Source organism: Deltaproteobacteria bacterium (genome assembly GCA_030654105.1).
In the GTDB taxonomy this organism is placed as follows: domain Bacteria; phylum Desulfobacterota; class SM23-61; order SM23-61; family SM23-61; genus JAHJQK01.
Window position 1 is genome coordinate 16,643 of record JAURYC010000347.1, and the last position, 13,660, is coordinate 30,302.

Here is a 13,660-nt window from a genome sequence, read left to right on the forward strand (position 1 = left end):
TTAATGGAAAAAAATGGTAGGGCGCAGGAATATACAGCCGAAAACATCAAAGTTCTTCAAGGCCTTGAGGCTGTGCGTAAACGGCCGGCCATGTATATCGGGAGCACCGGCAGTTCAGGCTTACACCATCTGGCCTACGAAGTCGTGGACAATTCCATCGATGAGGCTTTAGGCGGGTTTTGCACCAAGATCGAGGTCCTTATCCATGAAGATAACAGCGTCACCGTAGAAGACAACGGCAGGGGCATCCCCGTGGATATGCATAAGGAGGAAGGACGTCCAGCCGCTGAAGTGGTCATGACCACCCTACATTCCGGTGGAAAGTTTGACAGTGAAAGCTACCAATTTTCTGGTGGCCTCCATGGCGTGGGTGTCTCGGTGGTAAATGCCCTTTCTGAATTTTTAGAGTTGGAAATCTGGAGAGATGGAAAGGTTTATTTTCAAAGATATGAAAGGGGAGAACCGGTAACTCCTTTCGAAGTAACAGGAAGCACCAAGCGGCGGGGCACCAAGATCAAATTCCGCCCCGATGCAGAGATCTTTGAAACCATGGACTTTAGTTTCGATCTTCTCTCTCAGCGCTTCCGGGAACTTTCTTTCTTGAACAGTGGCTTGAGAATCACGGTGGCGGATGAACGCTCGGAGAAAAAGCAAGATTTTCAGTATAAAGGAGGTATCGTTTCTTTTGTCGAGTACCTCAATAAAAACAAGGGCATTATCCATCCCAAACCAATCCACCTCGAGGGAGAAAAAGAGGGAATCTACATAGACATTGCGTTGCAGTATAACGATGGATATACCGAGAACCTTTTTTGTTTTGCCAACAACATTAATACCCACGACGGTGGAACCCACCTGGTGGGCTTCAAATCCGCGCTCACCCGCACGCTAAATAATTATGCCGCCAGCAACAATCTTCTTAAAAACATGAAGGTGAGCCTGACCGGAGAAGATACCCGCGAAGGGCTTACCGGAATCATCAGCGTAAAGCTTTCCAATCCCCAGTTTGAGGGGCAGACCAAGGCCAAACTGGGCAACAGCGAGGTCAAAGGTTGGGTAGAGGCTCTGGTCAACGAGAAATTAGGCATGCATTTTGAGGAAAACCCATCCGTGGCCAAGCGCATCCTGGAAAAGGTAGTCGATTCTGCCCGCGCGCGGGAGGCGGCCCGGAAAGCCAAAGAGCTTACCCGTAGAAAAGGGTTGCTGGAATCGAATTCTCTCCCGGGAAAGTTAGCCGATTGCCAGGAACGCGACCCGAGGGAGAGCGAAATTTTCATCGTCGAAGGAGATTCCGCAGGAGGATCCGCCAAGCAAGGGAGGGACCGGCGAACGCAGGCGATCTTACCCCTGCGGGGTAAAATCCTCAACGTGGAAAAAGCCCGCTTTGACCAGATGCTTTCCAACCAGGAGATCAAAACCCTGATTACGGCTTTAGGGACGGGAGTAGGAGTGGAAGAATTTAACCTGGAAAAGTTACGGTATCACCAGGTAATCATCATGACCGATGCCGACGTAGACGGATCCCACATCCGAACCCTACTTCTAACCCTTTTCTACCGGCAGATGTTTCCGGTGATTGAAAAGGGATACCTTTATATCGCCCAGCCTCCTCTATATCGAGTGAAAAAAGGGAAAGAAGAACCCAAATACCTGCGCAGCGAGGAGGAGGTGGAAGATTATCTGCTGGAAAAAGGGATCGAAGATCTCCGGCTGATTATTCCCGGAAACAAGGCCCAGTTCAGCGGCAAAAACCTTCTGGAGACGGTTAAGCGGGCCATCCGCCTGGAAAAAATATTATATCGCCTGGCTAAGCGGCAAATGGACCCGAACATTCTTTTAGCCTTTGCGCAGCACGAATCTTTCACCAAGAACTCGCTCAAGTCGGAAGAGGAGATGAACCGGGTTGTCGAGGAAATCAAACGTGCGCTGAAGAAAGGTCAAAAGCCGAAAGAATGGCTGGAGTTTCAGATGGAGAAAGACCCGGAACATGGTAGTTATAACCTCCGATTCCTTTCGAGCCATAATGGATCCCGCCTGGAAACCGTCCTGGACCTGGATTTAGTGAGTTCAGCTCAATTCGAAGAGCTGCGCAAAATATCCAAACAGCTCAGCCCCCTGAGCCAACCTCCCTACGTGTTAAAGGCCGGGGAAGACGCCAAGGAAGTAGGGGGTTTCTCTCAGCTGGTTCAGGAAATTTTGGCTTATGGCAAAAAAGGATTGGAAATCCAACGATATAAAGGGCTGGGAGAGATGAACCCGGAACAACTCTGGGATACAACCATGAACCCGGAGACCCGCACCTTGTTGCAAGTTCGCGTTGAAGATACCATCAAGGCCGACGAGATCTTCACGGTCCTCATGGGCGATCAGGTGGAGCCCCGGCGAGAATTCATCCAGCGGAATGCCTTGACGGTGACCAACCTGGACATCTAATTTCATCCCCCAATTCCCTATGGCCGAGGACAGAGACCAAGACTTGTTTGGGCTGATTGAGCTTGGTCAAGAAAAATTTTAAAGCGAGAGTTCTATGCAAACCCAGAATATTCAGAACCGCCTCCCCGTCAAGCTGGAGGAGGAAATGCAGAAATCCTACATGGATTATGCCATGTCGGTAATTATTGGCCGGGCCTTGCCAGATGTTCGGGATGGGCTGAAACCCGTCCACCGCCGGGTGCTCTATGCCATGTACGATCTTTCCAACGACTGGAACAAGCCGTTCAAGAAATCGGCCAGAATCGTAGGAGACGTCATCGGAAAATACCATCCCCATGGGGACATGGCCGTTTATGATGCCTTAGTGCGTATGGCTCAGGATTTTTCTCTGCGGTATCCTTTAATTAACGGGCAAGGAAATTTTGGATCCATAGACGGAGACCCGCCAGCAGCCATGCGTTACACCGAGGTACGCATGGCCCGTTTGGCGAGTGAGCTCCTATCCGATATCGAAAAGAAAACGGTGGAATTTGCCCCCAACTATGACGGATCGCTGACGGAACCCGCCATCCTGCCGGCGCGCTTCCCCAACCTTTTGGTCAACGGTTCCTCGGGTATAGCCGTAGGCATGGCCACCAACATACCCCCTCACAACCTGCAGGAAGTGATCGCGGCGGCAATCGCCGTCATCCAGAATCCAGAAATCACCATCGAGGATTTGATGGTCATCATCCCCGGTCCGGATTTCCCCACGGCAGGATTCATCCTTGGGCAATCCGGGATTCGGGAGGCCTACCTTACGGGAAAGGGTACCATCCAGCTAAGAGCCCGCGCCCTGATCGAACGCCAGAAGAGGACAGAGCGGGAGGCGGTAGTAATCACGGAACTCCCCTATCAGGTGAATAAGGCCAGGCTCTTGGAAAAGATTGCCGAGCTCGTCCAAGAGAAAAGGATTGAAGGGATCTCCGACCTCAGGGATGAATCTGACCGGGAAGGGATGCGGATCGTTATCGAACTGAAAAGAGAGGCCGTCGCCCAGGTGGTCCTCAACCAACTCTTCAAGCATACCCAGATGCAGGTCACCTTCGGCATCATCCTCTTGGCCATCGTCCATGGCCAGCCGCAAACGCTTACCCTCAAGGAGCTGATCCAACACTTCATCAACCACCGCAAAGAGGTGGTCATCCGCCGCAGCCAGTTTGAGTTGGGAAAAGCCGAGGCCAATGCCCACATCCTGGAAGGCTTAAAGATCGCCCTGGATAACCTCGACCGGGTCATTTCCTTGATTCGCTCTTCTAAAACCCCCAAAGATGCCAAAGAAGGGCTGATGGCTAAATTCTCGCTCTCCGAAGCCCAAGCCCAAGCTATTTTGGAGATGCGTTTACAGCGCCTGACGAACCTGGAACGGGAAAAGATCAACGAGGAATATAAAGAAGTCATCCAACTCATCGCCCGCCTGCGGGAGCTCCTGAGCAACGAGCGACTTTTATTTAACCTGATCGGCGAAGAGCTTCGGGAGATTAAGGAACGCTACGGGGACGAACGGCGGACTCTGATCATTGAGGAAGCGCAAGAGATTAACCTCGAAGACTTGATCGTGGAAGAAGATATGGTCGTGACGATCAGTCACTCCGGCTATATCAAGCGCAATGCCATCAGTCTTTACCGCAGCCAAAGGCGGGGCGGGCGGGGGAAGATGGGCATGACCACCAAAGAAGAAGATTTTGTCGAGCACCTCTTCGTAGCCTCCACGCATAGTTATATCCTCTTCTTCACCGACGCCGGAAAGGTATTCTGGTTGAAAGTCCACGAAATACCCCAGGCGGGGCGTATGTCGCGGGGAAAAGCCATCATCAATTTGTTGAACCTTTCGGGAGAAGAGAAGATTACCGCCATCCTCCCCGTACGGACCTTTGAAGAGGGGAAATACGTCATCATGACCACGAAGAACGGTGTGGTCAAGAAGACCGACCTGATGTCTTACGGCCATCCACGCACGGGCGGAATCATTGCTCTGACCCTTGATCCGGGAGACGAGTTAATCTCGGCCTGCCTGACGGATGGAACGAAGGAGATCCTGCTCAGCTCCCGGGAAGGCAAGGCCATTCGCTTCTCCGAGGAAGAGACGCGCGCCATTGGGCGCACGGCCAGAGGGGTAAAAGGGATTACGCTGGGCAAAAAGGATTACCTGGTCTCCATGGATATCATCACCCCGGGAACTCTGGGGGCAGCCATTCTATCGGTCACGGAAAAAGGTTTTGGTAAGCGTACTCCCATTGAGGATTATCCCCTTCAAAGCCGTGGGGGGAAAGGCGTTATAACGATTAAAACTTCCCCGCGGAACGGGAATTTAGTGGGCGTGCAACAGATTACCGAGCAGGATGATGTCATGCTCATCACGGAAAAAGGGAAAATTATTCGCTTGCGGGGTGAAGAAATCTCGGTCATTGGGCGGAACACCCAGGGGGTGAAGCTCATTGAACTGGAGCCTGGAGAACGAGTGATGGCCGTTACCCGCTTGGCCGAGCGCGAGGAAGAGCCGGAGGGGGAACAAGGAATAGAAGAGAGCCCAGAGGAAACCCCGGAAGAAATCGGGGGAGAGGAAAATTCATAACGCATGGCCGAGTTTCTCACAGAAAAAGGGCGAATCGGCGTTATCGGCGCCGGAAGCTGGGGTACGACGCTGGCCAACCTCTTGGCCGAGAAAGGGCTACCCGTCGATCTCTGGGTTTTTGAAGAAGAACTCTTCCGGGCCATGCAAAGCAAAAGGGAGAATGAATTCTTCCTCCCCGGAATTTCACTCGCGGATAACATCCGGATAACTCATTCTCTGGAAGAAGCTTGTACCGGGAAAGACATCCTGATCTGTGCCATACCTTCCCATGCCGTGCGGGAAGTTTTTAGCAAGGGACGGCCTTACATCCAAGAGGATGCCTTGATTATTAGCGCCACCAAGGGACTCGAGGACGAAACCTTCTCCACCGCATCACAAGTTTTACGAGACACCATCGGCCAGAACCTCAGGACTGAAATTGCCTGCCTTTCCGGGCCGAGTTTTGCAAGAGAAGTCGCTTGTAAATTCCCCACGGCGGTCGCGGTGGCTGCGGCCCACCCGGAGGCCGCGCAGCAAGCGCAAATTCTTTTGGCCAGGCCTTACTTCCGGGTCTACACCAACCCTGACCTGATCGGCGTGGAGTTAGGGGGTGCGACCAAGAACGTCATGGCGATTGCCGCAGGGGCCTCCGACGGCTTAGGATTCGGGCACAGCTCCCGGTCGGCGTTAATCACGCGAGGATTAGCTGAGATGACCCGTCTGGGGGTAAAGATGGGAGCAGACGCGCGCACCTTTTTCGGGCTGGCCGGCTTAGGAGATCTGGTCCTGACTTGTACCGGAAGTTTAAGCCGGAATCGCACCGTCGGTTTAGAGTTGGGTAAAGGGCGGAGGCTCAAGGATATTCTCCAAGGAATGAGGATGGTCGCCGAGGGTATCCGTACCACCAAGGCCCTGCGAGCATTAGCCCGAGAACGGGAAGTGGAGATGCCCATTACGGATAAAGTTTATGAGATTCTTTACGAGGGCAAAGACCCACGGGAAGCCGTAATCGAGTTGATGTCCCGCGATCCCCGGTCCGAGCAGGAAGGAACGTAACGGAAGAAACTGCCGGGTTTCTACTTCCCCGATTGAGGCGGGAGGGAGGGAAGCCCATCCAAGAGGCGTTCGACCAATCTTTTTCCTAAATTGTTTGCTGCCTGGCTCGGCCCACGAATCTTTCCTTCGGCCATCCAAAGCACCGACCCCTTTTCCAGCTCCAGCACCCGCAACATCAGACGGATCTGACAGGTCCCCTGATGATAAGTTGGCAGAGCCCGGTACTCATAGCGCCCTCCCTCCCAAACCTGAAAGGATTCTGATCGAACGTAGGGTTTCTGCAATGAATATTCCAGAAGGGTGCCCGTAATCAGAAGCTTGGCTTTCAGGCGTTCGTTGGTCTTGATAAGGAAGGACGGGTTGGCAATTAAATTTGGGGGGTTTAAGCCGAATTCCTGGAGGACCGCAGAAACTTCCCCAGGGGGAATCAGGTTGTAACCTTTGGCCGCTAAAAAGGTGTAGATAAAGGAGTTTAGGTCTGAACCGGATTGAGGATAACCGGAAGCATCTTGAATAGGAAGAATGGCCACGGGTTGGAAGTCTTTAAAATTTACCTCCCGGAAAAAAGTTTTGTCCAGATTCAGATTGTAAAGGCAACCGCCAAGGGAGAGATAACTGATCAAAACTCCAAGAGATGCGAAAAGGGCTTTTCGGCGTGGCGCGAACAAGACCTTGCTCCTTAGGGAGAAATTCGTTAAAATAAATTGAATTCTAATTGCTATTACACCTTAGAAAAGAACCGCTGTCAAGGGAGGCGATTTTTTTATGCCCATCTATGAATACCTCTGTCAGGATTGTGGCCGAGTTTCCAGTTTTATCGTTCTAAGCCTACGGACCCCTTTCCATCCCGAATGCCAAAGGTGTCAAAGCCGTAAGATGACCAAGCTCATTTCCCGGGTGGCCCGGGTGCGCTCCGAGGAGAGCCGCCTGGAATCCCTGGCCGATCCCGCCAAGCTGGGCGATATCGACGAGAACAACCCCGCCAGCATGGCCCGCTGGATGAAGCGGATGGGCAAAGAATTAGGGGAGGACTTGGGCGAAGATTTTGACTCCATGGTGGATGAAGCCATGGCGGAAGAAGGCAAGGGCCGAGAGGAGGCTTCTGGGGACAAAGAAGATGAATTTTAGGTTGCTGAAAAAGTCGGCCTTGAGGCTTTTAACTTGATACCCGGAACGTAGAACCCGGAACGGTTTCTTAAGGAGGGATTATGTCCAAGACCTACAGCAAGGGGAACAGCCCATGCCCATAGCCGGCAACCCCAAAAAATTGGCTCATGATGTCGCGGGAGGGTACCAGCAATTCACCCCGGCCACTCTCCGCCAGTATTCGTCCGCAGATTTAAAGGTCCTTCTTTTCAACCTCAATATCGTCCTGCGGGAAATGCGAGGGAAACAGGTCTCCCCGGAAGACAGTGAAGCTCTCAAAGAAAAGCACACCAAAATCCACCGCCTCAACCAAGCCATCAATACGATTCAGGCCTACGTTGCCTTAAAAGGACTCAAAATTTAGGGAAAACCACAGGGCCCGTAAGGAGATCTCGGGAAAAGGCGGCTTTTCGCTGCTCAGGACATTTTTTTCGACAGCTTTTCGGAGATCTTGTAAAATTTTCTTGACAAAACTTATTGCTTTGCCCATATTGCCACCAGAGGTTCTTTGCTCCATTTCTTTTAATCCTACAGATCGGTGATCTATAAAAATTTGAACTTTCTTCGAAGGTGAGGTGCGCCCCATGGGATACTGGTTTGAGAATCCCACGCTGAAAGCTCTGGCCCCCCTGGCCCTGTCGACTTCCATCAAAGGTCTTACCACCATTTTCAATACTCCCAAACTGTTTATCGGGTCGAATGTTTTCCCGGAAGGGCCCGTTGTCGGACCTTCTACCATGGATTCCCTTCTACCCCGGTGTCCTAACAAGAGGGCTTTTATTGTAACGGATGAATTTAGCAAGCGATTCGCCAATAAAGCCGCTCAATTTCTCGAATCCGGGGGCTTTAAAGTCGAGTTGTGGGCCGGGTGTCAACCCGAAGCCCCCATGGAAGTGGTGGTAGAGTGTGCCAAGGCCGTTAAAGATTTCGAGCCGGATCTGATCATGGCTGTGGGCGGAGGGTCGGTCATAGACTCGGCCAAAGCAGCCTGGATCCTTTATGAACGGCCGGACATCACCGACCTGGGCATGATTTCACCCCTGGACAAATTAAACCTGCGGGGGAAGGCAGTCCTGGCAGCCGTGCCGACCACCTCCGGAACGGGTTCGGAATGCACCGGCGCAGCTGTGCTCCATGATACGGCCGCCCACCGTAAGATCCCTATTGCCCACGATGAACTGGTTCCTGACTTTGCTGTACTGGTTCCGGAATTTACCGTGACTATGCCGCCTAAGCTTACCGCGGGCACAGGTCTGGACGTCCTGGCCCATGCCATGGATGCAGTTACAACCCCGGCAGGGAACGAATTCACCGAACCCCTGGCGCTCAAAGCCATTGAGATGGTCTTCCAGTGGCTGCCCCGAGCATATAAAAACGGCCAGGATCGGGAGGCCCGGCACAGAATGATCATGGCCGCAAGTATTGCCGGCGTTGCTTTCGGCATGAGCGGCTGCCACCTGACCCACAGCTTCGGTCATTCCCTGGGCGCTGTATTCAATCTGCACCATGGCCTGGCCGTAGGTTTTTTCATCCCCCACAGCCTCCAGTTCTGCAGTAAAGTCACCGATAAACACCTGTTAACGTGCAAGGCTCTGAACATCGAAGCGAAAGATGCTAAAGATGGACTGGTCAAACTGGTAAGCCGGGTCAGGTCCTTCCTGACCGAGCTCGGAGGTTCTCTAACCTTGAAGGACATGGGGATTCCCTGGGGTGAATTTAAAGCCAAACTCGACCAGCTGGTGGAATTTGCCTATGGAGATGTAGATTGTTATCTCAGCCCCAGGCCTATAACCAAGGCCCAATGCGCCCAGATTTTGCAATACGCCTATGACGGCCGAGATATCGATTTCTAATGAAACCACAGAGCTCACAGAGAAATATTATGGGGGTCAAAAAAAAATCCCCGCAAGGGGGATTACTGCTGTGGTTTGATTGTACCGATTCCCAAGGGAGGATAGAAGCATGAAAGGATACCACGGCCGATTTTTAGAGGTAGATTTATCCGCCCGTAAAGTCGCTGATTTACCTCTGTCCGAGGAATTTTTGAAGAAATACATCGGGGGGGCGAGCCTGGCTGCGGCCCTGGTCTATGACCGCCTGAGAAAAGGAACCGATCCTCTCGCACCGGTAAACCCGTTGATCTTTGCGACCGGGCCTTTCACAGGGACACCCCTTCCCATGGTCAGCCGGTACGCGGTGGGCGGCATTTCTCCTCTTACCGGGTTCTGGGGGGAAGCCACCAGTGGCGGTAAATTTCCCTTTCGGCTGAAAGGCTCCGGATGGGATGGCCTGCTGGTGAAAGGAAAAGCGGACAAGCCGTCTTACCTTTTTTTAAAGGAAGGAAAAGCGGAGATCCGGGACGCCTCCCACCTCTGGGGAAAGGACAGTTACCAGACCCAGAAAACCATCAAAGATGAATTGGATGACGACTCCGTCAGCATCGCCTGCATAGGCTCTGCCGGGGAGAAACTAATCAAATATGCTTCGATCATGAATGATAACGGCCGGGCTGCCGGCCGGTGCGGCTTAGGGGCGATCATGGGCTCCAAGAACCTCAAAGCGGTGGCCGCTTCTGGCAATCTGAGGCCCGAGTTGAGCAACCCGGAAAAGATCCGGGAGCTGGCCAAACAGGCCGTGGCCCAGATCAACGGGAACTTAGTTTCCGTCGCCTTTCGCGAGTACGGGACCATGATGTACATGGACATGGCCATGACTCTGGGCGATGCGCCCGCCAAATACTTCACCAAGGCCGTCTTTCCTGTTTCCAAGGTTACCGGCCAGGCCCTTCGCCAGACTTACACCGTCCAGAACTACGCCTGCCTGGGCTGCCCCATCGGATGCGGTCGGGAACTAGTGGAGTTCAAACCGGGGCTTAATGTGGATGGGCCAGAATACGAAACCGCAGTGGCCTTTGGCCCTCTGTGTCTGAACACCGACCTGGATTCCATCGTGAGAGCCAATCACCTCTGCAACACCCACGGGATAGATACAATCTCTGCAGGAGTGAGCGTGGCCTATGCTTTTTATCTCTATGATTTAGGCGTTTTGACGAAGGATAAGGTTGGTTTTGAACTCCAGTGGGGCGATGGCGAGGCAGTGGTGAAGCTGGTCGAAAAGATCATTGCCCAGGAGGGTATCGGCAAGATCCTTTCCGGGGGGACTTTAGCCATGGCTAAGGAATTCGGCCGCAGCGCGGACGAAGCTGCCCAGGTCAAGGGTCTGGAAATGCCCATGCACGACGGACGGGCTTTCCATGGAATGGCCCTCTCCTATGCCACGGGTCCTCGCGGAGCCTGCCACCTCAAGGGCGATTATTATAACGTTGATCTGGGCAACTTGGTCATGGAATATATGATCCTGCCCTCGGAGAGACTTTCCTCTGAAGGAAAGAGCGAAGGAGCGGCCAAGTATCAAAGCCTAAAGGACCTTTTTGACTCCTTGGCTCTTTGCAAATTCGCTCCCCTAACGCCAACCCAACTCTGTGAGATGCTGAATGCCATCACAGGTTGGCAATTTGACCCCAAGGAGTTACTGGCTGCAGGGGATCGGTCCATCAATCTCAAAAGGGCTGTCAGTAACAAACTCGGCTTGACCCGGGAACAAGACAAATTACCTAAGATTTGTACAGCCGCTCTGGATGAGGGCACGACGGCTGGTGTCGAGCCGGATCTGGAAAAGATGTTAAAGGTATATTATCAGTTCCGAGGATGGGATTGGGAGACGGGCCGGCCGACTAAAGAGAAGCTCTTAGAGCTGGGACTTAACCAGGTGGCCGCCGAGATGTATCCTTGAGGAAATGCGGATTTCGGAAGGCGGAAGGCGGAATTGAAAGACCCGGTTTTTTAAAGGATGAAAGTAAGGGTTCAATTTCAAGGCATCTTGTCCGACTGGATGGGAGGCCCTCGCGCGGAGGTTCAACTTCCCGATGGGGGAACCTTCGGGGAGCTTCTTATGGAGATCAAGAAAAGCTTCAACTCCACCATGCCTCCCCAGGTCAGAAACAAGGACCAGGAAACTTTTAACCACGCCTTGTGGGCCATGAGAGAAAAGGAAAGGCTGACCGAACTAACCACCCCGCTGAAAGAGGGAGAGGAAGTCCAGGTTTTCCTCTCCCCCGCTTTGCTCGAGGCCGCAGAGGGCGCAGGGAAAGAAAAAAACTTTGTATTTGCGCTTTGCCCTATGCGCCAGGCGATTTTATGAGTCATCGGAAGGGGGGGATGAAGAAATCTATTGAATGGTCAAGAGGATTGGAATTGGCAAGTAAAACCATAGAAAAGGGGGGAATATGAGAAAGGTTCCAATGAGAAAAGTTGCCATCGTGGGTGCATTTACTACCCCCTGCCGGGGGCGCTGGCTTTCCAAGACGCTCTGGGAGCTGGCCCAGTGGGCAGTATCCGGTGCGCTACAAGATGCCAAACTCAACATCAACCGGGTTGAGGCGGGGGTCATTGGACTATACAACGATATATTCGCCCGCCAGGCGATTCCCGAGAGCTCTTTCCTGGGGCATATGGGGTTGGCTTTCAAGCCGCTGGTTCGGGTCACCAATGGCGGGGCCACGGGCATTTACGCCTTCGGCACAGGCTTTGATATGGTGGCCAGCGGACGGTATGACATTGTTTTGTGTATAGGTGCGGAAAAGGCCACCGACTGCTATGATTTTATGAGCGAAACGCAGACTCCCGAAGTCGTTCAAACCATTGCCTGGTCCTGGGACCCGCTCTTTGAACGAGATCAAGGGGCGACGGCTTCTGATTCTTACGCCGAAGTGATTCTTTCCTACCTCGATCATTATCCCAATGATCTCAAAATGCCGGTTCGAGGAGAGATCTTGCGGATTCTTTGCGAGCAAGCCAAGAACAATCCCAATGCCCAGCGGCGCGATGAAATCGTTACCCCTGAAAGGGTCGAGCATTCACCTTGGATCATTGAGCCTGCTTTCAAGAAGCTCGAAACCTGTGTCTATACGGAAGGGGCCTGCTGCCTGATCTTCGCCGCCGAAGGGGTTGCGGAAGAAATTTGCCGGGACGCGGGGCAGCCGCCAATCTGGATTGAAGGAGTGGGGTTTGCCAATGAGCCCTATTGGTGGGGGATAAAACATCCCCACAAGCTGCCGGGCCGCATCGAGTCGGACCATTTAGCTGCCAAGGCCGCTTATGAAATGGCCGGGGTTGGACCTAAGGACATCAATGTTGTTGAACTTCACGATGCCTTCCTGCCGCAACTGGAGATCACTATGGCGGAAATGGGTTTTGTTCCGCTGGGGCAGGCCGATGACCTGATTGAAAAGAAAATTATGGCCCCGCACGGAAAATTGCTAATCAATCCATCTGGGGGACTGATCTATGGTGGCCACTTCGTTGGAGGGAGCAATATGTTCTCAGCCTGGTCCGCCCGACGGGAGCTGATCCGCAGAGGAATGGATTATGCCCTGGTCCATGGGACCGGAGCTTCTTCGGCCCAGTATGGCGGTGCAGCCATTCTGAAAAGGGGGGTGATCTAATGGAAAAAGTGATGAGAAGACCAGGCGAGTATGTGATCCCTCATGAGGCCATCCCTGAAGTGATGAGCCGGATTACGGTTTTCCCTGAAGACAAAGCGGTTTGTTTGGAACGGACGGAACCCATGTTCACCACGTACTGGGCCAGTGCGGGGGAGGTCTCACCCTTTTTCATCGCCGTGATGAAAGAAAAAAAGATCATCGGGGCCCGTTGTCCCCAATGCCAGATGATCATCTGCCCGCCGTATATGACCCGCTGCATTGTCTGTCAGAAAGAAGATTTCAGCATGGTGGAAATGGAGGTGGGCGTAGAAATGCCCCAGGTGGGCTGGATGCTCGGAACGCCACCGATTACGGTCTTTGCCAATGCCCGATTTGCCAGGTATGCTCCCTTTGGCCGGGGCCGGGTGATTTTGGGCGAATCCCAATCGGCTTTACCGATCCAGGTTTTTACCACTACCGGGTTCCTGAAACCGGGAATCTTCCAGCGCGGAACGAAGGTGAAGATCATCTTCCGGAAAAACCGCATGGGATTTTCCACGGATTACTTTGCCGTTCCCCTGGACGAAGTGCCGGAAAAGCTTCGGGATAAAAATGGGGTCGAAGAAACGGCCCTCAAGTGGAGAAGCACGGAGATCTCAGAGCCCCAGGTAACCGATGCCCACAAGAAGCAATTTTCCAAGATGCTCCAGGCCGTCACCAAATTTGTTTCAGCCATCCCCAAGAGCCCGCGCGCTCAGAGAGACCTTGCCAATTGGAGCCGCAAGATCCAGGTGAAGACCTGCGGAGGGAAATTGGGCCTGATCCTCAACAAACAAAGGATCAAAGTGGTGAAAGAAAAAGTCCCCCGCCCGGACTTAGTCCTGGTGTTGGAAGATCCGGCCCATCTGGTGGGATGGACCAATGGAGACTCCATGGTCAACATGATTCGT

At 52.9% G+C, this 13,660-nt stretch carries 11 protein-coding genes; 10 read left to right on the forward strand and 1 reads right to left on the reverse strand.

Translation table 11 applies throughout. The annotated features are described in order from the left end of the window. Positions 1-3 precede the first annotated feature (3 nt). The 3 genes from gyrB (at position 4) to Q7V48_15285 (ending at position 6,082) form a co-directional block, all read left to right on the forward strand. A complete protein-coding gene (gyrB, locus tag Q7V48_15275) occupies positions 4-2,433 on the forward strand; it encodes a DNA topoisomerase (ATP-hydrolyzing) subunit B (protein ID MDO9212087.1) in 2,430 nt (809 codons plus the stop codon). A gap of 94 nt (positions 2,434-2,527) precedes the next feature. Further along, positions 2,528-5,047 (forward strand): DNA gyrase subunit A, encoded by a 2,520-nt coding sequence (gyrA, locus tag Q7V48_15280; protein MDO9212088.1) that lies wholly within the window; start codon positions 2,528-2,530, stop codon positions 5,045-5,047. A 3-nt stretch (positions 5,048-5,050) separates the two neighbouring features. Next, complete coding sequence (locus tag Q7V48_15285; GenBank protein MDO9212089.1) at positions 5,051-6,082, forward strand: NAD(P)H-dependent glycerol-3-phosphate dehydrogenase; 1,032 nt, start codon at positions 5,051-5,053, stop codon at positions 6,080-6,082. A 20-nt stretch (positions 6,083-6,102) separates the two neighbouring features. Here the strand turns inward: Q7V48_15285 and Q7V48_15290 are convergent, their stop codons facing one another. Further along, positions 6,103-6,750, reverse strand: coding sequence for a hypothetical protein (locus Q7V48_15290; GenBank protein MDO9212090.1), 648 nt, complete (start codon positions 6,748-6,750; stop codon positions 6,103-6,105). A 97-nt stretch (positions 6,751-6,847) separates the two neighbouring features. Here Q7V48_15290 and Q7V48_15295 point away from each other — a divergent pair, with 97 nt between their 5' ends. The 7 genes from Q7V48_15295 to Q7V48_15325 form a co-directional block, all read left to right on the forward strand. Beyond that, positions 6,848-7,210, forward strand: a complete 363-nt coding sequence (locus Q7V48_15295; GenBank protein MDO9212091.1) for a zinc ribbon domain-containing protein — start codon at positions 6,848-6,850, stop codon at positions 7,208-7,210. Between the two features lie 112 nt (positions 7,211-7,322). Next, positions 7,323-7,592: a hypothetical protein gene (locus Q7V48_15300; protein ID MDO9212092.1), complete on the forward strand. Its 270-nt coding sequence runs from the start codon at positions 7,323-7,325 to the stop codon at positions 7,590-7,592. Between the two features lie 220 nt (positions 7,593-7,812). Then, complete coding sequence (locus Q7V48_15305; protein MDO9212093.1) at positions 7,813-9,081, forward strand: iron-containing alcohol dehydrogenase; 1,269 nt, start codon at positions 7,813-7,815, stop codon at positions 9,079-9,081. A gap of 109 nt (positions 9,082-9,190) precedes the next feature. Further along, positions 9,191-11,020, forward strand: coding sequence for an aldehyde ferredoxin oxidoreductase family protein (locus Q7V48_15310; GenBank protein MDO9212094.1), 1,830 nt, complete (start codon positions 9,191-9,193; stop codon positions 11,018-11,020). A 159-nt stretch (positions 11,021-11,179) separates the two neighbouring features. Beyond that, a complete protein-coding gene (locus Q7V48_15315) occupies positions 11,180-11,428 on the forward strand; it encodes a hypothetical protein (GenBank protein ID MDO9212095.1) in 249 nt (82 codons plus the stop codon). Between the two features lie 85 nt (positions 11,429-11,513). Then, entirely contained in the window at positions 11,514-12,731 is a 1,218-nt protein-coding gene (locus Q7V48_15320) for a thiolase family protein (protein ID MDO9212096.1), read from the forward strand. Further along, a partial coding sequence (locus Q7V48_15325) for a hypothetical protein (protein ID MDO9212097.1) occupies positions 12,731-13,660 on the forward strand: 930 nt, incomplete at its 3' end. The genes Q7V48_15320 and Q7V48_15325, both read left to right, overlap by 1 nt.